Origin of the sequence: Yersinia nurmii (assembly GCF_001112925.1) — a bacterium.
Classification (GTDB): Bacteria; Pseudomonadota; Gammaproteobacteria; order Enterobacterales; family Enterobacteriaceae; genus Yersinia; species Yersinia nurmii.
This window is the reverse complement of record NZ_CPYD01000009.1, coordinates 114,739-139,266: the sequence shown is the minus strand read 5'-3', so window position 1 is coordinate 139,266 and position 24,528 is coordinate 114,739. Positions and strand designations below refer to the sequence as shown.

The following is a 24,528-nucleotide window of genomic DNA, read 5'->3' as shown; positions in this document are numbered from 1 at the left end:
AACATTGGATAAACGTCCTTTCATCCGCTTGTTTAACACAAGAGCGTCCTGCCCTCGAGATAAGAACAACTCCCCGCCTCTTGGCAAGGAGTTGAAAACGGACTTAATTACTCTGCTGCTTCAGGTGCTGGAGCTTCTGCATCAGGAGTAGTCGCTTCTTTGATGCTCAGGCGAATACGACCCTGACGGTCAACTTCCATTACCTTAACTGGCACTTCTTGGCCCATTTGCAGGTAATCAGTCACTTTCTCTACGCGCTTGTCAGCGATTTGAGAAATATGAACCAGACCTTCTTTACCGCCACCGATAGCAACGAACGCACCGAAATCAACGATACGAGTTACTTTACCAGCGTAGATGCGACCCACTTCGATTTCAGCAGTAATTTCTTCGATGCGACGAATAGCGTGTTTCGCTTTTTCGCCGTCAGTTGCTGCAATCTTGATGGTGCCATCATCTTCGATTTCAATGGTAGTACCTGTTTCTTCAGTCAGCGCACGAATCACTGAACCACCTTTACCGATCACATCTTTGATTTTGTCAGAGTTGATCTTCATGGTGTAGATACGTGGAGCGAACTCGGAGATATCACCACGTGGCGTGCTGATAGCCTGTTCCATTACGCCCAGGATGTGCAGACGCGCACCCTTGGCCTGGCTCAGTGCTTCCTGCATGATTTCGCGGGTAATACCTTCGATTTTAATATCCATTTGCAGCGCGGTGATACCTTCACGGCTACCCGCTACTTTGAAGTCCATATCGCCCAAGTGATCTTCGTCACCCAAGATATCGGACAGAACCACAAAGTTTTCGTCATCTTTAACCAGACCCATTGCGATACCCGCAACGGCGGCTTTAATTGGCACGCCAGCGTCCATCAGGGCCAGAGAAGCACCACAAACAGAAGCCATTGAGGAAGAACCGTTAGATTCGGTGATTTCAGAAACCACACGAATGGTATAAGGGAATTCGCTCGGGCTTGGCATAACGGCCAACACACCACGTTTCGCCAGACGGCCATGGCCAATCTCACGACGCTTAGGTGAACCAACCATACCTGTTTCACCAACAGAGTAAGGAGGGAAGTTATAGTGTAGCAGGAATGAGTCAGTACGCTCACCCATCAGTTCATCAATATTTTGTGCATCACGTGCGGTGCCCAGAGTCGCGGTTACCAGCGCCTGAGTTTCACCACGGGTGAACAGTGCTGAACCGTGAGTACGTGGCAATACGCCAGTACGAACGTCTAGACCACGGATCATGTCTTTTTCGCGGCCATCGATACGCGGCTCGCCACGCAGCACACGGCTACGAACAACGTCTTTCTCTACGCTGCCCAAGATGTCCTGAATTTCAGAAGCATCCAAAGTCTCGTCTTCGGCCAACAGAGATTCGGTAACTTCAGCTTTGATTGCATCAACCTGAGTGTAACGCTCTTGTTTCTCGGTAATACGGTATGCATCGCCCAGACGTGCGCTAGCCAATTCGGCAACGCGCGCATACAGCGCTTCGTTAACCGCTTCTGGCTGCCAATCCCACTTAGGTTTGCCCGCTTCAGCAACCAGTGCGTTGATGTTTTCAATCACAACTTGTTGTTGTTCGTGACCGAATACCACTGCACCTAACATTTGATCTTCGCTCAGGATGTCTGCTTCGGATTCAACCATCAATACTGCGGCAGCAGTACCCGCAACAACCAGATCCAGACGGCTTTCTTTCAACTCATCGGTCGTTGGGTTCAGAACGTATTGGTCATTGATAAAACCAACGCGTGCAGCACCGATTGGGCCGTTGAACGGAATACCTGACAGGCTAAGAGCCGCAGATGCACCGATCAGAGCAACGATGTCTGGGTTAACCTGTGGGTTAACGGAAACAACGGTCGCGATAACCTGAACTTCATTCAGGAAGCCTTCTGGGAACAGAGGGCGAATCGGACGGTCAATCAGGCGAGAGGTCAGGGTTTCACCTTCGCTTGGACGGCCTTCACGACGGAAGAAACTGCCTGGGATACGACCAGCAGCGTAAGTACGCTCTTGGTAGTTAACGGTCAGTGGGAAGAAGCTTTGACCTGGCTTAGCTTTTTTCTGGCCAACAACAGTAACGAATACTGCGGTGTCGTCCATGCTTACCATAACGGCAGCAGTTGCCTGGCGAGCCATCATACCGGTTTCAATAGTCACGGTATGTTGACCGTACTGGAACTTACGAATAATCGGAGTCAGCAAAATAATATCCTTTAGCTTGATCGGCGCTCGATCGTATTGACGACCTGATCCACCTGTTACTTACCGATCTTCACACTACATCCTCGCGACTAATGACAACCCTTAACTCACCATTGAGCTAAAGTCTCTCATTAGCCGCGCGAAATGCTGTAACGGAAGATCCTATTTTAGAAACAATAACAATACGTTAACGTTTTCTGTCATCGGTTCTTAGAAGAAAGGGGCCAAATTAGGCCCCTTTCTACTTGAAACTCGCAGACTTAGCGACGCAGACCCAGACGCTCGATCAGGGAAGCATAACGCGCTACATCTTCACGCTTCAGGTAGTCCAGCAGCTTACGACGCGTGGATACCATACGCAGCAGACCACGACGGCTGTGGTGATCTTTTTTGTGCTCAGAGAAGTGACTTTGCAAATGGTTAATTTGTGCAGTCAACAGAGCAACCTGAACTTCGCTAGAACCGGTATCGTTAGCACCACGACCGAAGTCAGCAACAATTTTAGCTTTCGCTTCAACACTTAGAGACATAATACAACTCCAAATAATAGATTAAATTAGACAGGCGCCGATCTCTAATTCAGCAACCCAATATGTAAGCCGCACTATTCTACTCTTTGATGTGTGGGATCGCAAGATAGGCCGGTTGAGCCTACTCCACGTGTTCCACAACCAAACGTTTCGGTGCGACTCTGCCATCATCAGCAATAATACCGATGCCGATGAAATTGCGCGCTTCGCCTTCAGTCATGCGGACCATGCCTTCAGTTGGCGCCCCCGCCACCTGAACCGGCTGACCCTGTTTCACATAAGCAGCAACGATTGGCAGCAAATTCACTTCCGGGAAATTCAACACTGCGCTATCCATTGGTAGCAACAGTTTATCCAGTTCCGGGTTAGGTGAACGCTCTTCGGCCTGAGCCGTTTCAACCATGGCGCTTAGTTGCTCCAGCGTCACCATCCGATCGCTCGGATAAGTTGCAACCTGCAAACGACGCAGATAGCTGACATGGGCACCGCAGCCTAACATTTCGCCCAAATCATCAATGATGGTGCGAATGTAGGTACCTTTTGAGCAATGAATTTCCAGCTCTAGCTCATGACCTTCCCAACGAATGAATTGCAGCTCATAGACCGTGATATCACGGGCTTCGCGCTCCACTTCGATTCCCTGACGAGCATACTCGTACAGTGGTTTGCCCTGATGTTTCAGCGCAGAATACATGGAAGGCACTTGCTGGGTGTCACCGCGGAAACTTTCCAACGCGGCGTCCAACTGTTCCTGAGTGAAATTGACGTCACGCTCGCTAATCAACGCACCCTCTGCATCAGAGGTATCGGTACGTTGGCCCAGACGGGCAATCACGCGGTAGCGTTTATCAGAATCCAGCAGGAATTGAGAAAACTTGGTCGCTTCGCCTAGACAGATAGGCAGCATACCGGTAGCTAATGGGTCCAATGCACCGGTATGACCTGCACGGTTAGCACTGAAAAGACGCTTCACTTTCTGCAAAACGTCATTTGATGAGAGGCCTAACGGTTTGTCCAATAACAGAACGCCGTTAATGTCACGGCCACGACGACGTGGTCGACCCATTACTTCTCCTCGTCAGTGCCTGTAGAGGTCTGACGCTCAACGTCATTTTTGATGACGTTTGTGACCAGGTTAGACATACGCATCCCTTCAATCAGGGAGTTGTCATAGGCAAATGTCAGCTCAGGCACGATGCGCAAACGCATGGCTTTGCCCAGCAAAGTACGGATATAACCGGAAGCGTCTTGCAGTGCCTTGATACCGTTTTTGACTGTATCAGGATCGGCATTGTCGGTTAATACATTCAGGAAAGTGACAAAAACCTTGGCGTAGGCCAGATCGCGAGAAAGTTCGATACCCGATACCGTCGCCATACCAACACGAGGATCTTTGATTTCACGCTGTAGAATGATTGCGATCTCTTTTTGCATTTCCTGAGAAACGCGCTGAGAGCGGCTAAATTCTTTTGCCATTAGGATTCTCCAGACAAGTAGGGGGGCCAAGGCCCCCCAAATGGATATAAGCAGATCAGAGGTCGTTAAGCGATGGTACGTTTGATTTCAATGATTTCGAATACTTCGATCATATCGCCAGTACGCACATCGTTGTAGTTCTTAACGCCGATACCACATTCCATACCGTTACGGACTTCGTTGACGTCATCTTTGAAGCGGCGCAGAGATTCCAGCTCGCCTTCGTAGATAACCACGTTGTCACGCAGAACGCGGATTGGGTTGTTACGCTTAATCACACCTTCGGTAACCATACAACCAGCAATGGCGCCAAATTTCGGTGATTTAAATACATCACGAACTTCAGCCAGACCAATGATTTGCTGTTTGTACTCTGGTGCCAACATACCGCTCATTGCCTGCTTAACTTCGTCAATCAGGCTATAGATAACAGAGTAGTAACGCAGATCCAAGCCTTCAGTCTCAACTACGCGACGGGCTGAAGCATCAGCACGGACGTTAAAGCCAAGAATGATTGCGCCAGAAGCAGCGGCCAGAGTTGCATCAGTTTCGGTGATACCACCAACGCCTGAACCAACAATGCGCACTTTCACTTCGTCGGTAGACAGTTTTTCCAGTGAATCACAGATAGCTTCACAAGAACCCTGTACGTCAGACTTGATTACGATGTTCAGTTCAGAAACTTCGCCTTCGGTCATGTTCGCAAACATGTTTTCCAGCTTAGATTTCTGCTGACGAGCCAGTTTAACTTCGCGGAATTTACCCTGACGATACAGTGCAACTTCACGCGCTTTCTTCTCATCACGAACAACGGTAACTTCGTCACCAGCAGCAGGAACGCTGGACAGACCCAAAATTTCAACCGGAATAGACGGACCCGCAGAGGTGATGTCGCGACCTAATTCGTCACGCATCGCACGCACACGGCCATACTCGAAGCCACACAGTACGATATCGCCCTTGTTCAGAGTACCTTCTTGAACCAGCACGGTAGCAACTGGGCCACGGCCTTTATCCAGGAAGGATTCGATAACCACACCGCTTGCCATGCCGCTACGAACCGCTTTCAGTTCCAGAACTTCAGCTTGCAGCAGGATTGCGTTCAACAGTTCGTCAATACCTGTACCCGCTTTAGCAGACACGTTGATGAACTGAGACTCGCCGCCCCACTCTTCCGGCTGGATGCCGTACTGAGACAGTTCGGTTTTAACGCGGTCTGGATCGGCTTCTGGCTTATCCATTTTGTTCACTGCAACCACAACTGGCACGTTCGCCGCTTTCGCATGCTGGATAGCTTCGATAGTCTGTGGCATCACGCCGTCGTCTGCCGCAACAACCAGAACAACGATATCCGTCGCCTGAGCACCACGAGCACGCATTGAAGTAAACGCGGCGTGTCCTGGGGTATCCAGGAAGGTGATCATGCCGTTGTCAGTTTCAACGTGATAAGCACCGATGTGCTGAGTAATGCCGCCTGCTTCGCCCGACGCCACTTTAGTGGAGCGGATGTAGTCCAGCAGAGAGGTTTTACCGTGGTCAACGTGGCCCATGATGGTGACAACAGGAGCACGTGGCTCAGCTGCAACACCAGTACCTGTATCACGGTCGCTCATCAGCGCTTCTTCCAGCTCGTTTTCACGACGCAGGATAACTTTGTGGCCCATCTCTTCAGCAACCAGCTGAGCTGTTTCCTGATCGATAACCTGGTTGATGGTTGCCATTGCACCCAGTTTCATCATCGCTTTGATGACCTGAGAGCCTTTAACAGCCATTTTGTTAGCCAGTTCGGCAACGGTAACCGTTTCGCCAATCACTACGTCACGGTTTACCGCAACCACTGGCTTGTTGAAGCTCTGCTGCAAAGTGCTTGGCTTACGTTTACCTTTACGGCCAACGGCACGCGCTTCTTCGCGATCGGCTTTAGACTCGGAGAGTTTATTGCCTTTTTTCTGTTTGGTCGCTTTGCCACCACGGGTGCGGCTACGGCGATCGCCTTCAACTTTCGCGTCGTTTTCATCTTCTGCGGCGCGAGCATGTTGAGAAGTCGTTACATGGTAGTCAGCAGACTCGGTCTGCTCAGCCACAGGTTCTGGCCATTTACCTTCGTTTTCAGCCGCCATTTTACGGGCCTCTTCAGCAACGCGTTTCGCGTCTTCTTCGACCTTACGGCGTGTTTCTTCTTCTACAGAGCGTTTCAGCTCGGCAGCTTCAGCTTCACGGCGTGCTTTATCGGTCTGAGCTGGCTTGGTTTTTTCGTCGGTTTGTTGATTCGTCACTTTTTCTTTTTCCGCTGCTTGGCGTTTAGCTTTTTCAGCGGCCTCACGTTTGGCTTGTTCTTCGGCCGCACGTTTAGCATTTTCTTCAGCGATTTTCTGCGCTGCCGCTGCTGCTTCACGTTGTGCCTGCTCTTCCGCTTCACGCTGTGCCTGCTCTTCCGCTTTCGCTTGTTCAGCTTCCGGCGTATTTACATAAGTGCGTTTCTTGCGGACCTCGATTTGCACCGATTTACTTTTTCCGCCGGTGCTCGGAATATTCAAGGTGCTACGCGTTTTGCGTTGCAACGTGAGTTTATTTGGCGCGCTGCCGTGTTCACGGTTCAGGTGCGCCAGCAATGTTTCTTTTTCTTGCTGGGTAACGGAGTCTACTTCAGACTTCTTAATCCCTGCATCAGCAAACTGCTGTACCAGGCGATCAACCGGGGTCTGAATCTCTGCTGCCAGCGACTTAACGGTTACATCTGTCATGCTGTTCCTTCCTGCTACAGTTTATTACGCGTTATCGCCAAACCAACAGATATTACGTGCGGCCATAATCAGCTCGCCGGCTTGCTCATCGCTCAGCCCTTCAATATCTGCCAGATCGTCGATACCCTGCTCGGCAAGATCTTCCAGCGTACACACACCGCGCGCAGCCAATTTAAATGCCATGCTACGTTCCAGACCTTCCAAATTCAGTAGGTCGTCTGCGGGTTTTTGATCGCCAAGACTTTCTTCTTGTGCCAGGGCCAGCGTGGTCAATGCAGCTTTAGCGCGTTCACGCAGCGCTTCTACCATATCTTCATCAAGGCCATCTATTTCCAACAATTCGTTGATTGGCACATAAGCCAACTCTTCCAGAGAAGAGAAACCTTCTTCAACCAACACAGTGGCGAAATCTTCATCAATATCAAGATGTTTGGTGAAGGTATCGATCGCCGCATGAGCTTCAGCCTGATGTTTCGCCTGAAGATCATCTGCTGTCATCACGTTCAGTTCCCAGCCGCTAAGCTGTGAAGCCAAACGGACGTTTTGACCGTTACGGCCAATCGCCTGAGCCAGATTGCTAGCTTCAACAGCGACATCCATCGTGTGTCGGTCTTCATCAACAACGATTGACGCAACATCAGCCGGAGCCATGGCATTGATAACAAATTGAGCTGGATTATCATCCCACAACACGATATCGATACGCTCGCCGCCAAGCTCGCTGGAAACGGCCTGAACACGCGCACCGCGCATACCTACACAGGCACCCACAGGATCGATACGTTTATCGTTGGTTTTGACCGCAATCTTAGCACGAGAACCCGGATCACGGGCTGCGGCTTTAATTTCGATCAACTCTTCACCAATTTCTGGCACTTCAATACGGAACAATTCAATCAGCATTTCTGAACGGGAGCGGCTGACAAACAGCTGCGCACCGCGAGCTTCAGGACGCACGTCGTACAGAACACCGCGGATGCGGTCGCCCGGACGGAAGTTTTCACGTGGCAACATATCTTCACGGCCAATCACCGCTTCAGCGTTGTTACCCAAGTCCAGCGCGATACTATCGCGGTTAACTTTTTTCACTGTACCCGTAACAATCTCGCCCAAATACTGACGGAATTGCTCGACCACCATCGCACGTTCGGCTTCACGTACTTTTTGTACGATAACCTGCTTCGCGGTTTGTGTAGTAATGCGGTCGAAAGTTACGGATTCAATCTGATCTTCAACATAATCGCCCAACTGAATACTTGGGTCTTCAAATTGAGCGGCTTCCAGCGTGATTTCACGCGTTGGCATAGTCACTTCGTCAACAGCGACCCAACGGCGGAAGGTGTCGAAATCGCCGGTTTTACGATCGATGCTGACACGGACTTCAATTTCTTGTTCGTATTTTTTCTTGGTCGCTGTCGCTAGAGCGGTTTCCAACGCTTCAAAAATCTTCTCGCGCGGAAGGGATTTCTCATTGGAAACTGCTTCTACAACAGCCAGAATCTCTTTGTTCATCCTAGTTGCCTCATCCAAACTTTAAAAGTGGGGTACCAGGTTCGCTTTCTGGATGTTGCTCAGCGCGAACACTTCATCTTTTCCATCCACAGTAACCGTGATCATTTCACCATCAACAGCTTTAATAATGCCCTGCCATTTCCGGCGGTTTTGCATTGCCATACGCAAAACCAGGATGACTGTCTCACCAAGGTAACGAGTATAGTGTTCGGCGGTGAACATAGGGCGATCAAGGCCCGGAGAGGAAACTTCCAAGTTGTAAGCGACTGTGATTGGATCTTCTACGTCCAATACAGCGCTGACCTGGTGGCTGACATCAGCACAAGCATCAACAGTGATCCCGTCGTCACTATCAATATAGATTCGTAGCGTCGATTGGCGCCCCCGGATGAACTCGATGCCGACTAATTCGTAGCCTAACGCTTCGACCGGTGCTGAAATAATCTCTGTTAACTTTTGTTCTAATGTGGACAAGCCCACCCCCAAGACATAAAAAAAGGGCTTAATAGCCCAGTGATTCTGTTGTCAAATAACAAAAAACCCCGAAATTCGGGGCTTTATGCAACTGGACCCTGTTTGCCGCTAAGCGGCTTCGGTACAACTTTCTGACAAGTATTTTTTTCAAATTGAAATCGAAAGTATTGAGGACTGCGAATACTACTATTTGAAAAAAAACACTTTAGGAAAGTGGTTGCGGGGGCCGGATTTGAACCGACGACCTTCGGGTTATGAGCCCGACGAGCTACCAGGCTGCTCCACCCCGCGTCCGAAAACGTGGCAAATACTACGTCGATAACGATAAAAAAGCAAGTTATCTATCTGTTTGGTACCGAGGACGGGACTTGAACCCGTAAGCCCAATCGGGCACTACCACCTCAAGGTAGCGTGTCTACCAATTCCACCACCACGGCACTGATATTAATGGTCTGCTTTACTGTCCAAGCGCCACAACCATTCTACAACTTTCTTTCTGTACTATCTTACGACGCTACAACAACTTACTATTTCTTACTGCGGGATATCGCTGCTCGGCTTAGCGGGTGCTGCCGGCGCTGTAGTCTGCTCAGCTTTAACTGGCTGACCCAGGTTTTCCCACTCGCTGCCTTGACGGCCCTGGTTGGTGCTCATATTGCCCAAAATCAAACTGATGACGAAAAATAAAGTCGCCAAGACAGCCGTCATGCGGGTCATGAAGTTACCGGAACCATTCGAACCGAACAGAGTTGCAGATGCACCTGCTCCGAATGAGGCTCCCATATCCGCGCCTTTACCTTGCTGCAACATGATCAGAGCCACAAGCCCAATCGAAATCAGCAAGAAAATTACCAGAAGAGCTTCGTACATAGTTGTACCTGTATCCTTGCGGGTTCACCGCATGCCAAATGCTTTTCACCCATAACAGCGGGAATTCATTCACCCACTTAAGCGGGTGTGAATACTAACCAAAGCGGTTAATACACGCAAGGGCAATTTCACTAACCTGGCTCATTTGCAGAAAAAACAGCCAGGTTATTCAACTTGCGGACAATTCAGCAGGGAAGAGCTTCCTCCTCCCCTTAAAATAAAGCCATTAACCTGCTGCTTTTACCGCATCGGCAATACGATGAGCCAGAGACTTAATCAGCTCTTCCTCTTCATCGCCTTCAACCATTACGCGGATCAATGGCTCAGTGCCCGATTTACGTAACAGCACACGGCCACGCCCCGCCAGTTCAGCCTCAACCTGCTGAGTCACGGCAACAACGGCGTCAGACTCTAGCGGATTGTGATTACCGGAGAAACGAACGTTAACCAGAATCTGAGGCAATAACTTCATGCCACTGCACAGATCATGCAGGCTCATGTCGTTACGCACCATCGCAGTCAGTACTTGCAAACCTGCGACGATACCGTCACCTGTGGTGGTTTTATCCAATAGAATCACATGGCCGGAGTTTTCAGCCCCGATACGCCAGCCGTTTTCCTGCATTTTTTCCAACACGTAGCGGTCGCCTACTTTTGCACGAGCGAAAGGAATGCCTAGTTGCTTCAGCGCTAACTCCAGACCCATATTGCTCATCAGCGTACCCACAGCGCCGCCTTTTAGCTGACCCTGACGCAGGCCTTCACGCGCAATGATATAAAGAATCTGGTCGCCATCCACTTTATTGCCCAAATGGTCAACCATCATCAGGCGGTCGCCGTCGCCGTCAAAGGCAAGGCCAACATGTGCTTTTTCAGCCAGTACACGCTCTTGCAGCATACGAACATCGGTAGCACCACATTCTTCATTGATGTTCATACCGTCAGGCTCACAGCCGATGGCAATCACGGTAGCACCCAGTTCACGTAATACGCTTGGCGCGATGTGATAGGTTGCACCGTTGGCGCAGTCCACAACGATTTTTAAACCGTTCAGATTTAATTCGTTCGGGAAAGTGCCTTTACAAAATTCAATATAACGACCGGCTGCATCAACAATACGGCTGGCTTTACCCAATTCTGATGACTCAACGCAGGTCAGTGGCTTTTCCATTTCCGCTTCAATGGCTTCTTCTACTTCGTCAGGCAATTTTGCACCATCAATATCGAAGAATTTAATGCCGTTGTCATAGAAAGGGTTATGAGAGGCGGAAATAACGATGCCCGCTTCCGCTCGGAAAGCGCGAGTTAGGTAAGCCACAGCAGGAGTTGGCATTGGGCCAGTGAATGACGCGGATAAACCAGCGGCAGCCAGACCGGCTTCCAGCGCTGATTCCAGCATGTAACCGGAAATACGCGTATCTTTACCAATGATGATCTTACGCGAGCCATGACGAGCCAGAACTTTCCCTGCGGCCCAACCGAGCTTCAATACAAACTCAGGCGTAATCGGGTTATCACCTACTTTTCCGCGAATGCCATCTGTACCAAAGTATTTACGGTCACTCATAATTTCTCTCTATTCCTTCGCTGAAAGTGTTGCCTCGACGATACGCATCGCCTCGACGGTTTCTTTAACGTCATGCACTCTGACGATCTGCGCTCCCTGCATTGCCGCAATGACTGCACAGGCAACGCTGCCAATAACTCGCTGTTGAGGTGGCACATTAAGTAACTGACCCACCATTGATTTTCGCGACATTCCGACCAAAAGCGGAAGCTCGAAATGGTGAAGTTCCGCCAGCCGAGCCAATAGCTGGTAATTATGCGCTAAATTTTTACCAAAACCGAATCCCGGATCGAGTAACAATTTACTTTTTGCGATACCTGCTGCAACACAGCGTGCAATGTGATGCTCAAAGAACTGGTTCACATCCGCCAGTAAATCATCATAGTGAGGGGATTGCTGCATGCTCTGCGGTTGCCCTTGCATGTGCATCAGGCAAACCGGCAGGCCCGTCGCTGCCGCCGCTTCCAGAGCGCCCGGCTCTTGCAAAGAACGAACGTCATTGATCAGATGCGCGCCGACTTTGGCTGATTCAGTTATCACTGCCGCTTTTGAAGTATCAACCGAAATAAAAATCTCAAAACGTTTCGCCAACGCTTCAACTACCGGAATCACTCGATCCAATTCTTCCTGCTCGCTCACTTCAGCGGCTCCAGGCCGGGTTGACTCGCCGCCCACGTCAATCAGAGTTGCACCAGCGGTAATCATCGCCTGCGCGTGATGAAGTGCATTATCGAGATCGTTGTGGCGTCCACCGTCAGAAAACGAATCGGGGGTCACGTTCAAAATCCCCATAACCTGAGGATGTGAGAGATCGAGCGTCAGATCCCTAGCAGTCAAATACATCGTTATTTACCTTAAAAGTGGCTAAGCACTTCAATTTATCCCGGTCAGAAAAAGAAAAACCCCGAGCAAGCCCGGGGTTATATTAATCACTACGCATTTAGATGCCAACAATCCGCTTACTTATCACCTAACTGTTCTGACATGGTGTTGCCAGGCGTTGGGGTACGCGGTTCGTCAACAGGCGTTGGGGCCTGTGGCGTATTGTCACTATCAGATGGTTTCTTCTTCGTAGCGTCGTCCCAGCCAGCCGGCGGGCGAACTTCTTTACGATTCATCAAATCATCAATTTGCGGTGCATCAATAGTTTCATATTTCATCAGCGCGTCTTTCATGGAATGAAGAACATCCATGTTTTCCATCAGCAACTTACGTGCACGCTGATAGTTACGCTCAACCAGCAATTTCACTTCCTGATCGATGATACGCGCGGTTTCATCGGACATATGCTTAGCTTTTGCCACTGAGCGACCGAGGAACACTTCGCCTTCTTCTTCAGCATAAAGCAGCGGACCCAGTTTTTCTGAGAAGCCCCATTGCGTAACCATGTTACGTGCAATAGAGGTAGCCACTTTAATGTCATTTGAAGCACCGGTAGACACTTTTTCCGGGCCATAAATGATTTCTTCAGCAAGACGGCCACCGTACAGCGTAGAAATCTGGCTTTCCAGTTTCTGACGGCTAGCGCTGATTGCATCGCCTTCCGGCAGGAAGAAAGTCACACCCAATGCACGGCCACGAGGAATAATCGTCACTTTATGCACCGGATCGTGTTCCGGTACTAAGCGACCGATAATCGCATGGCCAGCTTCGTGATATGCCGTAGATTCTTTCTGGGCTTCGGTCATCACCATAGAGCGACGTTCCGCACCCATCATGATTTTGTCTTTGGCTTTCTCAAACTCGACCATTGAAACAACGCGTTTGTTACCGCGAGCGGCAAATAGCGCAGCTTCGTTGACCAAGTTAGCCAAATCAGCACCGGAGAAGCCAGGTGTACCACGGGCAATCACTGACGCATCGATATCGATATCCAGCGGTACGCGACGCATGTGGACTTTCAGAATCTGTTCACGACCACGCACGTCTGGCAGACCAACTACAACCTGACGGTCGAAACGACCCGGACGCAGCAATGCTGGATCCAGAACGTCCGGACGGTTAGTTGCCGCAATCACGATGATACCTTCATTACCTTCGAAGCCATCCATCTCAACCAGCATCTGGTTCAGGGTTTGCTCACGTTCATCATGACCACCGCCCAAACCTGCGCCGCGTTGGCGACCTACCGCATCAATTTCATCGATAAAGATGATACATGGCGCAGCTTTCTTAGCTTGTTCGAACATATCGCGAACGCGGGATGCACCCACACCAACGAACATTTCGACGAAGTCAGAACCGGAAATAGTAAAGAATGGCACTTTAGCTTCCCCTGCAATGGCTTTCGCCAGCAAGGTTTTACCGGTCCCTGGAGGACCAACCATCAATACACCTTTCGGAATTTTACCGCCCAGCTTCTGGAAACGGCTCGGTTCACGCAGGTACTCAACCAGTTCGCTAACTTCTTCTTTCGCTTCGTCACAGCCTGCAACGTCGGCAAAAGAGGTTTTAATCTGATCTTCAGTCAACATGCGCGCCTTGCTTTTGCCAAAGGACATTGCCCCTTTGCCGCCGCCGCCCTGCATTTGACGCATAAAGAAGATCCAGACCCCAATTAACAACAACATTGGGAACCAAGAGATAAAGATAGAAGCCAGCAAGCTCGGTTCTTCCGGTGGCTCACCAACAACTTTCACATTTTTAGTCAACAGGTTATCAAGCAGTTTCGGGTCATTAACCGGAATAAAGGTCGTGTATTTGCTGTTATCTTTCTTGCTAACATTAATTTCACGCCCGTTGATACGTGCTTCACGAACCTGATCTTGGGATACGTCAGAGATGAAAGTAGAGTAATCCACTCTACGACCATTCGATTCGCTGGGACCAAAGCTCTGGAATACAGACATCAGTACGACTGCAATAACTAACCAGAGAATTAGGTTTTTCGCCATGTCACTCAAGGGATTAACCTCATATTACAACTGTGTTAACAAACAGCGTTAGGGTACTACAGTTTCCGCCCTGTCGCTACAATGTACACTTCTCGCGATCGCGCACGAGAAGCGTCTGGCTTACGAATCTTAACTTTCGTAAACAGGGAGCGAATTTCCCGTAGGTATTCATCAAAGCCATCTCCCTGGAACACTTTCACCAAGAAACTTCCGCCTGGTGCCAGTACATCACGACACATATCCAGCGCTAATTCAACCAGATACATCGATTTAGGGATATCGACTGCCGGAGTACCACTCATATTCGGGGCCATGTCAGACATAACCACCTGAACTTTTTTCTCACCTACCCGCTCGAGCAGTGCTTTCAGCACCAGTTCATCACGAAAGTCGCCTTGAAGGAAATCGACGCCAACGATAGGATCCATTGGTAAAAGATCGCAAGCGATGATTCGACCTTTACCACCGATCTGAGTAACGACATACTGAGACCAGCCACCCGGAGCTGCACCTAAATCCACAACTGTCATACCGGGTTTAAAGAGTTTATCGCTCTGTTGTATTTCATCAAGTTTAAACCAGGCGCGCGAACGTAACCCTTTTTTCTGCGCCTGAATCACATATTTATCGCTAAAGTGTTCTTGTAACCAGCGACTGGAGCTAGCTGAACGCTTTTTATTGGCCATCTCTTTTTCCAACTATCCTAATTAAGAGCCCGCGCATCTATTGCTTAGCTCGCGTAGACTCCCTAACCGGTGAAAGACCGATTTGGTGATACACATGAGATGGCGGTAGAATGAACCGTTTTCAATCCCAACTTAAGCAAAAAAGACGATGAATCTGAATAACAAACAAAAACAGCACCTGAAAAGCCTGGCCCATCCGTTAAAACCAGTAGTGATGCTGGGCAATAACGGCTTGACCGAAGGGGTGCTGGCTGAGATCGAACAAACACTGGAACATCATGAACTTATCAAGGTAAAAATCACTGCTGAAGAGCGTGAAACCAAAACCTTGATCGCTGATGCTATCGTGCGTGAAACCGGTGCAGTTAACGTGCAAATTATCGGTAATATTTTGGTACTCTACCGCCCAGCGAAAGAGCGCAAGATTATTTTACCGCGCTAATGACGCTCGTTTTAAAGAAAAGGTGCCATGCACTTAGTTCTGATAAAAGGCCGCTTGCGGCCTTTTTTCTTTTCTTTACAAATATCTGCTTACTTATTGCTCAAAGTAGCCGTTTTACAGATATTCGACTTTAAGAATTTCAAATTCTACATCGCCGCCCGGTGTACGAATAACCACCACATCATCAACTTCTTTACCGATGAGGCCGCGGGCAATCGGGGAATTTACTGAAATAAGATTTTGTTTAAAATCTGCTTCATCATCACCAACAATGCGATAGGTCTGCTCTTCTTCCGAGTCCAGATTTAACACTGTAACCGTAGAAGCGAAAATAACCCGCCCATTATTCGGCATTTTGGTGATATCAATCACCTGAGCATTAGATAACTTCGCTTCAATTTCCTGAATACGGCCTTCGCAGAACCCCTGTTGTTCACGAGCCGCGTGGTATTCAGCATTTTCTTTTAAATCGCCGTGTTCGCGAGCATCCGCAATATCAGCGATAATCTTTGGGCGACGCACGCCCTTCAAATAATCGAGCTCTTCGCGCAGTTGATCTGCACCACGTACCGTCATCGGAATCTGTTTCATCTGTTAAATACCTCTAAATCTATCCTGTTCAAATAATCGTCATCCTGACGTTTCGAATGAAAATACGGCTAGCCTAAAATCCTACCCGCCTCCAGGCGATTAACAAAAAAATCCCTCCCGGAGCGAAAACTCCAAGTCAGGATCGATTTTGCATTTTGATAAACATTTTAACGTAGAGTTCCTTTAGGGTCATCGTTTACTTTCGCCCTCGTTGCACCGTAGTATGGCTGTACGTTACCCAGCAGTTATACCGAAATTATGCATTTTTCACGAATAGTCAGTAAATTGGCCTGCGTTTTTGCGATCAACATCAGCGTATTCAATGCCAATGCGGCGCAGGTAGAAAATTACACGCAGTATCTGCCCGATGGGGCGAATCTTGCTTTAGTGGTGCAAAAGATCGGGGCGACAACTCCGGTGATAGACTATCACGCCCAGCAAATGGCGCTACCGGCCAGTACCCAGAAAGTACTGACCGCGCTCGCCGCCCTGTTGCAACTAGGGCCTGATTTCCGTTTCGTTACAACGCTGGAAAGTCATGCCCCGATAACTGACGGCGTGCTGCGCGGTAATCTGATTGCCCGTTTCGATGGCGATCCGACCTTAACCCGCCAGCAGCTGCGAAATATGGTAACAACGTTGAAAAAAGCGGGTCTGCGCCAAATTGCCGGGGATCTAATTATCGATACCTCAGTTTTTGCCAGCCATGATAAAGCGCCAGGCTGGCCGTGGAACGATATGACCCAGTGTTTCAGCGCACCGCCAGCGGCCGCAATTGTCGATCGCAACTGTTTCTCGGTATCTTTGTACAGCGCGCCGAATCCCGGCGATATGGCCTTTATTCGCGTCGCTTCCTACTATCCCGTGCAAATGTTTAGCGAAGTTCGCACTTTGGCAAAAGGCTCGCCAGATGCCCAATATTGCGAACTAGATGTGGTCCCCGGCGAACTCAACCGCTTTACCCTTACCGGCTGCCTGACTCAACGCAGCGAACCACTGCCCTTAGCCTTTGCGGTGCAAAACGGCGCTAGCTATGCCGGTGCTATTTTGAAAGATGAGTTGAAAAAAGCCGATATTCAGATCGACGGTAATCTAAGACGCCAAACCACGCCGAGCGCGGCGGGCAGCGTATTGGCGCAGGCACAATCCGCTCCGTTGCATGACTTGCTAAAAATCATGCTGAAAAAATCCGACAACATGATCGCCGATACAGTTTTCCGAACTATTGGCCATCAGCGTTTCGGCGTTCCGGGGACCTGGCGCGCCGGCGCTGACGCAGTCCGTCAGGTTTTACGTCAGAAAGCTGGCGTTGACCTCGGAAATAGCATTGTGGTGGATGGTTCTGGTTTATCGCGCCATAATCTTATTGCTCCTGCGACCATGATGCAGGCATTGCAATATATTGCCCAACACGATCAAGAGCTTAATTTCATCTCTATGCTGCCATTAGCAGGTTATGACGGCACATTGCGCTATCGGGGTGGTCTGCACGAAGCGGGCGTGGATGGCAAAGTGTCAGCCAAAACCGGGGCGCTGCAAGGGGTCTACAATCTGGCGGGCTTTATTACTACCGCCAGCGGTCAGCGCATGGCGTTTGTCCAGTTCCTGTCTGGCTATGCCGTTCCACCGGAAGATCAAAAAAATCGCCGGGCGCCGCTGGTTCGATTTGAAAGCCGCCTGTACAAAGATATTTATCAGAATAACTGAAAACCATGAAACTGCTGATTGTCGAAGATGATGAGTTGTTACAAAAAGGCATTGCCATGGCCCTCACCAGTGAGGGCTACGCCTGCGATTGCGCCAGTGCTGCGGCTGAAGCCAACGGTCTGATTATCACCAGTCAGTACAGCATGGTTATTCTCGATCTGGGGTTGCCCGATCAGGATGGTGCCATGTTGCTGCGCCAATGGCGCCGCCAAAGTATTAGCCTGCCGGTGTTGATATTAACGGCTCGCGATGCGTTGGAAGACCGCGTCAATGGGCTGGATGCTGGCGCTGATGATTATTTGATTAAACCTTTTGCACTGGCAGAATTGTTGGCTCGCGTGCGCGCTCTGATTCGCCGCTATCAGGGGCAAAGTGATAATTTGCTTCAGCAAGGGGATTTGAGCCTCAATCTAGCAACTCAACAGGTTTATCTACAGGAACAGCCTCTGGAAATTACGCCGAAGGAGTTTGCCATTCTTTCCCGCCTGATTATGCGCGCCGGGCACACTGTCAATCGGGAGCTGTTACAGCAAGATCTCTATACCTGGCAGGACGATCTTGGCTCGAATACTCTGGAAGTACACGTACATAATCTACGAAGAAAATTGGGTAAAGATAGAATCCGAACGGTTCGGGGCATTGGTTATCGCCTGGAAGTCTTATCATGATCAGCATGCGTCGTCGTCTGATTCTAATGCTGGCGCTGATTCTATTAGTCACTCAGTTAATTAGCGCGCTGTGGCTATGGCATGAGAGCCAGGAGCAAATTCAGTTTTTAGTCGATGAAACTCTCACTGCCAAAGTCAGAAATGAAAAAGTCGACACAGAAATTGCGGAGGCCATTGCTTCACTGCTGGCCCCTTCCCTAATTATGATGGGCATCACTCTCCTCGCCTCTTTTTGGGCTATCAGTTGGATAATACGCCCGTTGGATCAGCTTCAGAGAAAGCTTTCCGAACGCTCCGCGGACAATCTTAGCCCGCTGGTTATCAAAAGTGATATGCAGGAAATCGTCGCCGTTACCGGTACGCTAAATCAGCTGTTTTCCCGCCTTTCCAATACCATTCAGCAAGAACGTCGTTTCACTGCCGATGCCGCCCACGAACTACGCACCCCCTTGGCGGGCATTCGTCTTCATCTGGAATTGATGGAAAAAAATGGCGTAGCGGAAAGCAAAGTGCTAATTAATCGCCTCGATTTACTGATGCATACCATCGAACAACTGTTGATGCTGTCACGCGCAGGGCAGAATTTTGCCAGCGGACAATATCAGACTTTTGACTGGATTCAGGATGTTGTGCAACCGTTGAAGGAGGAACTGACCGAAATGGCGGCGCAGCGTAAACAGCGTCTCCAATGGATTCTACCAAAACGTTCCTGTATTCAAGGTGAAGCCGCCCTGCTGCGTTTAATGCTGCGTAATCTGGTGGAGAACGCTCACCGCTATAGCCCCGCAGACAGCCTGATTATCGTTAAACTGACATCGCAGGATAGCGGTGTACTGTTGCAGGTTTTGGACGAAGGCCCTGGGATTAAGGAAAACCAGATTGGCGAGTTGACGCAAGCTTTTCGCCGTATGGATCAACGCTATGGCGGAAGCGGACTGGGGCTGAATATCGTATTGAGAATCGTACAGTTGCATCAGGGAAAACTGTCGCTGGAGAACCGCAGCGATCGACAGGGATTAAACGCTCAGTGCTGGTTGCCAAATCAGCAATAAGCCCAAAAAACGAAAGGCTGCCCGCAGGCAGCCTCTTTTAGCTCAAAACTGATGTTTGAAATTAACGCTCGTAAATGAACTCGACGCCATCGTCGTCTTCTTCATTCCAATCGTCATCCCATTCGTCTTTCGCTTCATCTTCCACTTCAGCCAACTGTTCACGGTGATAATCATCCCACATGAACTCGACTTTCTCAGGGGCCGTCTCAGCAATTGCCATGGCTTTAGGTTGGGTATTCAGGAAGTTCATAACGTCCCAGCACAGCGCGTTAACGCCTTCGCGGTTAGCGGCCGAGATCATATAATACTTATCTTCCCATCCCAAAGCGTCTGCAATCGCCTTAGCGCGTTCTTCGGCTTCAGCCTGGTCTAACAGGTCAACCTTGTTGAACACCAACCAGCGTGGCTTCTCGGCCAGATTTGCACTGTATTGCTGCAATTCATTGATAATGATCTTGGCATTCTCAATAGGATTGGATTCATCAATAGGTGCGATGTCGATCAGATGTAACAGTACGCGGCAACGTTCCAAATGTTTCAGGAAGCGAATACCTAAACCAGCGCCTTCCGAAGCCCCTTCAATCAAACCAGGGATGTCGGCAACGACGAAACTTTGCTCATGATCCATCCGCACCACGCCCAGACTTGGGATCAAGGTGGTAAATGGATAGTCGGCAACTTTCGGTTTTGCCGCAGATACCGCACGGATAAAGGTAGATTTACCTGCGTTTGGCAGACCCAGCATACCGACATCAGCCAGCAGCAGAAGCTCTAGCATCAGTTCGCGAGTTTCCCCTTCGGTGCCCATAGTTTTCTGACGCGGCGCGCGGTTAACCGAAGATTTGAAACGGGAGTTACCCAAACCGTGGAACCCGCCTTTGGCAACCATCAGGCGCTGCCCGTGACGAGTCATATCACCGATAACTTCGCCGGTGTCCTGATCCAATACGCGCGTACCGACCGGCACCTTGATGGTGATATCCTTACCGCGTTTACCGGTACAATCACGGCTCTGGCCATTCTGTCCACGTTCAGCGCGGAAAGATTTCACAAAGCGGTAATCAATCAGAGTGTTCAGGTTTTCATCAGCCAGCAGGTAAATATCACCGCCGTCGCCGCCATCGCCGCCGTCCGGGCCGCCGTTAGGAATATATTTTTCACGACGGAAGCTTACACAACCGTTACCACCATCGCCGGCTACAACCAGAATCGCCGCTTCATCTACAAACTTCATGTCTCTCTCCGTAAATCATTCACCGGGCTGCTTCAACGGAGCAACCAGGGTTGTTTCTGTCCGCCGTGGCCACCATCGATGACCAATTGCGGAAAACATTGCGCCTGCCACCACCACAAACGCCCCTATGTAGCCCACGGCATTGAGGGGAGGTGCGGCAAACATATCTGGCCACGCCAGCGCTAATAAATTTGAAAAAATCAGTGTAAACAACGGAGTAAGCGTCACTAAAGCGCTTACCTGCGCCGCCTGCCAACGCGCCATGGCCTCAGCCAAAGCTCCGTATCCAACCAAGGTGTTAACCCCGCAGAACAGCAGACACGCCAGTTGCCATCCACTCAACTGAAAAATAACGCCGGGTTTGGCCAGCGGAAACAGAACCAGTGCACATAAAGTGTACAACAAGACGAGGATCTGTTGCGATGCCATGCGTCTTAATAGCACCTTCTGAGCGACACCGTAGCTCACCCAAACCATAGCGGCGCACACGCCTAACGCCACGCCGAGGGTGTAATCCGTCAGTTTGGTAAAGATTTCCAGCAGGCTGGTGTTAAAAAAGAGCATCAAACCGCATATCAGCATCGCTGCGCCGATAATCTGCGTCATTCGCATGCGCTCTTTTAAAATCAGCACACTGGCGATCATCATCCCAACCGGTGACAACTGTCCGATAACCTGAGACGCCGTCGGGCTAAGATACTGTAGCGATGAGCTGAAAAAGAGAAAGTTCCCCAGCAAACCGCAGGTGGCAATAACCAATAACAACAACCACCGAGGTTGACGAAATAACGTGAGAGAAGGCAATTGCCGTCTGGAGGCCAAAATCAATCCCAGGCCCAAAGATGCAAGCGTAAAGCGGTACCAGACGATGGTAAAAGGGTCCATCACTTCAAGTACTTGCTTCATTGCTATCGGCAGAATACCCCAGAATACGGCAGTCGTTAACGCGAGAAGAATGCCTAAACCGGCCTGCTGTTTCGTATTCATGACTTCACTCAGGCAAGGTCAACCCAGAAATGTAAAAAGCCCCGCAACAAAATTGCAGGGCTTACATCTATTAGCAGGACGCGAAAAACTTATTCAGCTTCGATGCTGATAAATTTACGGTTTTTCGGGCCTTTAACTTCGAACTTGACTTTACCGTCAGCCAAAGCAAACAGAGTGTGGTCTTTACCGCAACCTACGTTGATGCCAGCGTGGAATTTAGTACCACGTTGACGAACGATGATGCTGCCCGCCAATACTGCTTCGCCGCCAAAACGCTTAACGCCTAGACGTTTACTTTCGGAGTCACGACCGTTACGAGTCGAGCCACCAGCCTTTTTATGTGCCATTTGTCCGCTCTCCTAAAACTTAAGCGCTGATACCGGTGATTTTAACATCAGTGAACCACTGACGGTGACCTTGCTGCTTACGGTAGTGCTTACGACGACGGAATTTAACAATCTTAATTTTGTCGCCACGACCGTGAGCAACTACTTCAGCTTTGACCAGACCGCCATTGACTAAAGGAGCGCCGATATTGATTTCTTCACCGTTAGCGATCATCAGAACTTGGTCAAACTCAATTGTTTCACCAGTTGCGATGTCCAGCTTTTCCAAGCGAACGGTTTGACCTTCGCTTACTCGGTGTTGTTTACCACCACTTTGGAAAACCGCGTACATATAAAACTCCGCTTTCCGTGCACCCTACTTAAGTAGTCCAGAGCGCACTATAAATATTCATATTAGGGCGCGAATTCTACGCAAAAACGGATCGGATGACAAGCGCAGAATAGCTGCAAACGAAGAAAAAAAGCGCAGTTTCTTACATGTCATTTATTTAACGCGTTTTTCAAGTACAATCATGGTCTCAGGGAACGTCATGTAATAATGTTAGCGGCGATGTCATCGTAGTTAAAGAGAAAAACAGCTGAATAAAACAATGAACCTAGAAAAGATTATCGAGTTAACCGCGCAGGATATGGCGGCCGTGAACGCAACAATTCTCGACCAGTTGAACTCCGATGTAACACTCATCAATCAATTGGGTTACTACATTATCAGCGGTGGCGGAAAACGTATTCGCCCCATGATTGCGGTGCTGGCTGCCCGATCGCTGGGTTATCAGGGCGATAAACATGTCACTATCGCTGCATTAATTGAATTTATTCATACTGCAACATTACTACACGATGACGTTGTTGATGAATCCGATATGCGCCGCGGGAAAGCGACGGCTAATGCCGCCTTCGGTAACGCAGCCAGCGTGCTGGTTGGTGATTTCATTTACACCCGCTCTTTCCAGATGATGACCAGTCTGGGGTCTCTACGCGTGCTGCAATTGATGTCAGAGGCCACCAACGTAATTGCAGAAGGCGAAGTTCTGCAATTAATGAATTGTAATAACCCAGATATTACCGAAGAAAGCTATATGCGGGTGATTTACAGTAAAACGGCCCGCCTGTTTGAAGCCGCAGCTCAATCTTCCGCCATTCTTGCCGACGCAACCCCAGAGCAGGAAATTGCCCTGCAGGATTATGGTCGCTATCTTGGCACCGCATTCCAGCTTATCGACGATTTGTTGGATTACAGCTCCGATGGCTCCACTCTCGGTAAAAATACCGGTGACGACCTAAATGAAGGTAAACCGACTTTGCCGCTGCTGCATGCCATGAATAGCGGGAATCCCGAGCAGTCCGCCATGATCCGCAAAGCGATTGAAGAAGGAAACGGTCGCCATTTGCTGGAACCTGTTCTGGAAACCATGCGCCAATGTGGCTCTCTGGATTATACCCGTCAGCGTGCGGAAGAAGAGGCTGATAAGGCAATTGCCGCATTGCAGATATTGCCACAAACTCCACATCGATTAGCGCTGGAAGGTTTAGCACATATGGCCGTACAGCGAGATTTTTGAGAAACTTAAAGAAACAACCCGGAAGTTAAACAACGACTGGGTTGTTTTCCTGATTTATCGCTAGCGATTAACCAAACGCGCCATTAATGTCCCCACGCCCTCACGGAAAATAAACGCAATAATTTGATCGCGTTCTTCCTCCGTCAACTGGTAATAAGCTTCAATCCAAACCTGTAAAGGATCCTGTCTGGCAACGATATATTCCGCAGGCTCCTCTCTCATCCTTATCATATCCAGCACTTGCCCAGGAAAGCTATCTACATGATATTCAATAGCTTTACCCTGAACTCCACGTCGGCGGCGTAGTTCCCAGCCTTCGCGTCTGGCCATCTGGTTAATTCCCTGTGGCGAGGAGGGTAATCCTGCGATGCCTGCTAATTCCCTGGCTGAAAACCACTGTTTCTTCATTGATGATCTACTCTCGGTTTTACTCAACAATTCGGGCATCCGCACAGCGCGATAAAATAGATGCCCCGCTCAGCATTAATCAGGTAATGGCTAAACGCGTCATTAACGAACCAATCCCTTCACGCAAAATAAAACTAATGATTTTGTCGCGCTCCGCTTCGGTTAACTGATAGTAGGCCTCTACCCATACCGCTATCGGTTCCTGTCGCGTGACGACATAATCTACCGGGTCCTCTTTGAGTCGTAGCAGACTAAGCACGCTTACCGGCAAACTATCTATATGATATTCAACCGCTTTACCCTGAACTCCCCGGCGACGCCGTTGTTTCCAACCTTCACGTTTTGCCATGAGGTTGATTCCTTGTGGAGACGAGGGCAACCCCGCGATACCTGTCAGTTCCTTGGCAGCAAACCACTCTTTTTTCATAGCCTTTCTTCTCTACTATGCGGTAACACGCAAAAAAGGAATTTTTAGAAAAGATTTGAAAATCATTTGGAAATTTGATGTTATCCTGTTTCTAAATGATTACTTTTCGTTCGTAATATGAT

The 24,528-nt window shown here is 49.4% G+C and carries 24 protein-coding genes and 2 tRNA genes; 5 read left to right on the top strand and 21 right to left on the bottom strand.

All coding sequences use genetic code 11. The features are described 5' to 3' along the window. Nucleotides 1–107: 107 nt before the first annotated feature. The 14 genes from pnp to rlmE form a co-directional block, all read right to left on the bottom strand. On the bottom strand, nucleotides 108–2,228 hold the full coding sequence (pnp, locus tag AD970_RS12465; RefSeq protein ID WP_049599440.1) for a polyribonucleotide nucleotidyltransferase: 2,121 nt from the start codon (nucleotides 2,226–2,228) through the stop codon (nucleotides 108–110). A gap of 260 nt (nucleotides 2,229–2,488) precedes the next feature. Beyond that, nucleotides 2,489–2,758, bottom strand: a complete 270-nt coding sequence (gene rpsO / locus AD970_RS12460; protein WP_049599438.1) for a 30S ribosomal protein S15 — start codon at nucleotides 2,756–2,758, stop codon at nucleotides 2,489–2,491. A gap of 121 nt (nucleotides 2,759–2,879) precedes the next feature. Further along, nucleotides 2,880–3,824 carry a tRNA pseudouridine(55) synthase TruB gene (gene truB, locus AD970_RS12455; RefSeq protein ID WP_049599435.1) on the bottom strand — a complete coding sequence of 315 codons (945 nt, stop codon included), beginning with the start codon at nucleotides 3,822–3,824 and terminating at the stop codon, nucleotides 2,880–2,882. After that, nucleotides 3,824–4,234, bottom strand: coding sequence for a 30S ribosome-binding factor RbfA (gene rbfA, locus AD970_RS12450; RefSeq protein ID WP_049599431.1), 411 nt, complete (start codon nucleotides 4,232–4,234; stop codon nucleotides 3,824–3,826). The genes truB and rbfA overlap by 1 nt, the downstream gene beginning before the upstream one ends. A gap of 65 nt (nucleotides 4,235–4,299) precedes the next feature. Beyond that, nucleotides 4,300–6,978 (bottom strand): translation initiation factor IF-2, encoded by a 2,679-nt coding sequence (infB, locus tag AD970_RS12445; RefSeq protein WP_049599429.1) that lies wholly within the window; start codon nucleotides 6,976–6,978, stop codon nucleotides 4,300–4,302. Nucleotides 6,979–7,002: 24 nt separating this feature from the next. Continuing rightward, complete coding sequence (gene nusA, locus AD970_RS12440; RefSeq protein WP_049599427.1) at nucleotides 7,003–8,490, bottom strand: transcription termination factor NusA; 1,488 nt, start codon at nucleotides 8,488–8,490, stop codon at nucleotides 7,003–7,005. A gap of 21 nt (nucleotides 8,491–8,511) precedes the next feature. Beyond that, on the bottom strand, nucleotides 8,512–8,964 hold the full coding sequence (rimP, locus tag AD970_RS12435) for a ribosome maturation factor RimP (protein WP_049599424.1): 453 nt from the start codon (nucleotides 8,962–8,964) through the stop codon (nucleotides 8,512–8,514). Nucleotides 8,965–9,178: 214 nt separating this feature from the next. Continuing rightward, nucleotides 9,179–9,255: transfer RNA gene (locus tag AD970_RS12430), tRNA-Met, on the bottom strand. Between the two features lie 59 nt (nucleotides 9,256–9,314). Then, a tRNA-Leu gene (locus AD970_RS12425) sits at nucleotides 9,315–9,401 on the bottom strand. Nucleotides 9,402–9,498: 97 nt separating this feature from the next. Next, complete coding sequence (secG, locus tag AD970_RS12420; RefSeq protein ID WP_049599421.1) at nucleotides 9,499–9,834, bottom strand: preprotein translocase subunit SecG; 336 nt, start codon at nucleotides 9,832–9,834, stop codon at nucleotides 9,499–9,501. Nucleotides 9,835–10,060: 226 nt separating this feature from the next. Then, on the bottom strand, nucleotides 10,061–11,401 hold the full coding sequence (glmM, locus tag AD970_RS12415) for a phosphoglucosamine mutase (protein ID WP_049599418.1): 1,341 nt from the start codon (nucleotides 11,399–11,401) through the stop codon (nucleotides 10,061–10,063). 9 nt (nucleotides 11,402–11,410) lie between these two features. Beyond that, a complete protein-coding gene (gene folP, locus AD970_RS12410) occupies nucleotides 11,411–12,244 on the bottom strand; it encodes a dihydropteroate synthase (RefSeq protein ID WP_049599416.1) in 834 nt (277 codons plus the stop codon). A gap of 116 nt (nucleotides 12,245–12,360) precedes the next feature. After that, nucleotides 12,361–14,295: an ATP-dependent zinc metalloprotease FtsH gene (gene ftsH, locus AD970_RS12405; RefSeq protein WP_049599413.1), complete on the bottom strand. Its 1,935-nt coding sequence runs from the start codon at nucleotides 14,293–14,295 to the stop codon at nucleotides 12,361–12,363. A 56-nt stretch (nucleotides 14,296–14,351) separates the two neighbouring features. After that, nucleotides 14,352–14,981, bottom strand: a complete 630-nt coding sequence (gene rlmE, locus AD970_RS12400) for a 23S rRNA (uridine(2552)-2'-O)-methyltransferase RlmE (RefSeq protein ID WP_049599411.1) — start codon at nucleotides 14,979–14,981, stop codon at nucleotides 14,352–14,354. 148 nt (nucleotides 14,982–15,129) lie between these two features. On the opposite strand from rlmE, the gene yhbY reads away from it, so the two are divergent. After that, a complete protein-coding gene (yhbY, locus tag AD970_RS12395; RefSeq protein ID WP_049599408.1) occupies nucleotides 15,130–15,423 on the top strand; it encodes a ribosome assembly RNA-binding protein YhbY in 294 nt (97 codons plus the stop codon). Nucleotides 15,424–15,537: 114 nt separating this feature from the next. On the opposite strand, the gene greA is transcribed toward yhbY, so the two are convergent. Next, nucleotides 15,538–16,014 carry a transcription elongation factor GreA gene (gene greA / locus AD970_RS12390; RefSeq protein WP_049599405.1) on the bottom strand — a complete coding sequence of 159 codons (477 nt, stop codon included), beginning with the start codon at nucleotides 16,012–16,014 and terminating at the stop codon, nucleotides 15,538–15,540. 258 nt (nucleotides 16,015–16,272) lie between these two features. Between greA and dacB the strand changes: the two genes are divergently transcribed. From dacB to pmrB, 3 genes are read left to right on the top strand one after another with little or no spacing between them, the layout of a single operon-like run. Beyond that, on the top strand, nucleotides 16,273–17,721 hold the full coding sequence (gene dacB, locus AD970_RS12385) for a serine-type D-Ala-D-Ala carboxypeptidase (protein ID WP_049599402.1): 1,449 nt from the start codon (nucleotides 16,273–16,275) through the stop codon (nucleotides 17,719–17,721). A 5-nt stretch (nucleotides 17,722–17,726) separates the two neighbouring features. Beyond that, the gene (gene pmrA, locus AD970_RS12380; RefSeq protein WP_049599399.1) at nucleotides 17,727–18,389 is read left to right on the top strand and encodes a two-component system response regulator PmrA; all 663 of its coding nucleotides are present in this window, start codon (nucleotides 17,727–17,729) and stop codon (nucleotides 18,387–18,389) included. Further along, the gene (pmrB, locus tag AD970_RS12375) at nucleotides 18,386–19,441 is read left to right on the top strand and encodes a two-component system sensor histidine kinase PmrB (RefSeq protein WP_049599397.1); all 1,056 of its coding nucleotides are present in this window, start codon (nucleotides 18,386–18,388) and stop codon (nucleotides 19,439–19,441) included. The genes pmrA and pmrB overlap by 4 nt, the downstream gene beginning before the upstream one ends. Before the next feature lie 61 nt (nucleotides 19,442–19,502). Here pmrB and cgtA read toward each other — a convergent pair whose 3' ends face one another. From cgtA to rplU, 4 genes are all read right to left on the bottom strand, one after another. Beyond that, on the bottom strand, nucleotides 19,503–20,675 hold the full coding sequence (gene cgtA / locus AD970_RS12370; RefSeq protein WP_049599394.1) for an Obg family GTPase CgtA: 1,173 nt from the start codon (nucleotides 20,673–20,675) through the stop codon (nucleotides 19,503–19,505). 15 nt (nucleotides 20,676–20,690) lie between these two features. Further along, complete coding sequence (locus AD970_RS12365) at nucleotides 20,691–21,662, bottom strand: DMT family transporter (RefSeq protein WP_049599391.1); 972 nt, start codon at nucleotides 21,660–21,662, stop codon at nucleotides 20,691–20,693. 89 nt (nucleotides 21,663–21,751) lie between these two features. After that, nucleotides 21,752–22,009, bottom strand: coding sequence for a 50S ribosomal protein L27 (gene rpmA / locus AD970_RS12360; protein WP_002210179.1), 258 nt, complete (start codon nucleotides 22,007–22,009; stop codon nucleotides 21,752–21,754). 19 nt (nucleotides 22,010–22,028) lie between these two features. Then, nucleotides 22,029–22,340 carry a 50S ribosomal protein L21 gene (rplU, locus tag AD970_RS12355; protein WP_004722998.1) on the bottom strand — a complete coding sequence of 104 codons (312 nt, stop codon included), beginning with the start codon at nucleotides 22,338–22,340 and terminating at the stop codon, nucleotides 22,029–22,031. Between the two features lie 259 nt (nucleotides 22,341–22,599). On the opposite strand from rplU, the gene ispB reads away from it, so the two are divergent. Beyond that, nucleotides 22,600–23,571, top strand: a complete 972-nt coding sequence (gene ispB / locus AD970_RS12350; RefSeq protein ID WP_049599387.1) for an octaprenyl diphosphate synthase — start codon at nucleotides 22,600–22,602, stop codon at nucleotides 23,569–23,571. 60 nt (nucleotides 23,572–23,631) lie between these two features. On the opposite strand, the gene AD970_RS12345 is transcribed toward ispB, so the two are convergent. Next, nucleotides 23,632–23,979, bottom strand: a complete 348-nt coding sequence (locus tag AD970_RS12345; protein WP_049599384.1) for a DNA-binding protein — start codon at nucleotides 23,977–23,979, stop codon at nucleotides 23,632–23,634. Nucleotides 23,980–24,058: 79 nt separating this feature from the next. After that, a complete protein-coding gene (locus AD970_RS12340) occupies nucleotides 24,059–24,406 on the bottom strand; it encodes a DNA-binding protein (protein WP_049599381.1) in 348 nt (115 codons plus the stop codon). Nucleotides 24,407–24,528 lie beyond the last annotated feature (122 nt).

Bases quoted from the DNA above. Each gene is read 5' to 3' on its own strand.
- nusA (WP_049599427.1), bottom strand. From the start codon at position 8,490: ATGAACAAAGAGATTCTGGCTGTTGTAGAAGCAGTTTCCAATGAGAAA.
- dacB (WP_049599402.1), top strand. From the start codon at position 16,273: ATGCATTTTTCACGAATAGTCAGTAAATTGGCCTGCGTTTTTGCGATC.
- yhbY (WP_049599408.1), top strand. From the start codon at position 15,130: ATGAATCTGAATAACAAACAAAAACAGCACCTGAAAAGCCTGGCCCAT.
- ftsH (WP_049599413.1), bottom strand. From the start codon at position 14,295: ATGGCGAAAAACCTAATTCTCTGGTTAGTTATTGCAGTCGTACTGATG.
- infB (WP_049599429.1), bottom strand. From the start codon at position 6,978: ATGACAGATGTAACCGTTAAGTCGCTGGCAGCAGAGATTCAGACCCCG.
- ispB (WP_049599387.1), top strand. From the start codon at position 22,600: ATGAACCTAGAAAAGATTATCGAGTTAACCGCGCAGGATATGGCGGCC.
- rpmA (WP_002210179.1), bottom strand. From the start codon at position 22,009: ATGGCACATAAAAAGGCTGGTGGCTCGACTCGTAACGGTCGTGACTCC.
- AD970_RS12340 (WP_049599381.1), bottom strand. From the start codon at position 24,406: ATGAAAAAAGAGTGGTTTGCTGCCAAGGAACTGACAGGTATCGCGGGG.
- rpsO (WP_049599438.1), bottom strand. From the start codon at position 2,758: ATGTCTCTAAGTGTTGAAGCGAAAGCTAAAATTGTTGCTGACTTCGGT.
- rbfA (WP_049599431.1), bottom strand. From the start codon at position 4,234: ATGGCAAAAGAATTTAGCCGCTCTCAGCGCGTTTCTCAGGAAATGCAA.
- AD970_RS12345 (WP_049599384.1), bottom strand. From the start codon at position 23,979: ATGAAGAAACAGTGGTTTTCAGCCAGGGAATTAGCAGGCATCGCAGGA.
- folP (WP_049599416.1), bottom strand. From the start codon at position 12,244: ATGTATTTGACTGCTAGGGATCTGACGCTCGATCTCTCACATCCTCAG.
- greA (WP_049599405.1), bottom strand. From the start codon at position 16,014: ATGAAACAGATTCCGATGACGGTACGTGGTGCAGATCAACTGCGCGAA.
- rplU (WP_004722998.1), bottom strand. From the start codon at position 22,340: ATGTACGCGGTTTTCCAAAGTGGTGGTAAACAACACCGAGTAAGCGAA.
- pmrB (WP_049599397.1), top strand. From the start codon at position 18,386: ATGATCAGCATGCGTCGTCGTCTGATTCTAATGCTGGCGCTGATTCTA.
- cgtA (WP_049599394.1), bottom strand. From the start codon at position 20,675: ATGAAGTTTGTAGATGAAGCGGCGATTCTGGTTGTAGCCGGCGATGGT.
- pmrA (WP_049599399.1), top strand. From the start codon at position 17,727: ATGAAACTGCTGATTGTCGAAGATGATGAGTTGTTACAAAAAGGCATT.
- glmM (WP_049599418.1), bottom strand. From the start codon at position 11,401: ATGAGTGACCGTAAATACTTTGGTACAGATGGCATTCGCGGAAAAGTA.
- truB (WP_049599435.1), bottom strand. From the start codon at position 3,824: ATGGGTCGACCACGTCGTCGTGGCCGTGACATTAACGGCGTTCTGTTA.
- secG (WP_049599421.1), bottom strand. From the start codon at position 9,834: ATGTACGAAGCTCTTCTGGTAATTTTCTTGCTGATTTCGATTGGGCTT.
- AD970_RS12365 (WP_049599391.1), bottom strand. From the start codon at position 21,662: ATGAATACGAAACAGCAGGCCGGTTTAGGCATTCTTCTCGCGTTAACG.
- rlmE (WP_049599411.1), bottom strand. From the start codon at position 14,981: ATGGCCAATAAAAAGCGTTCAGCTAGCTCCAGTCGCTGGTTACAAGAA.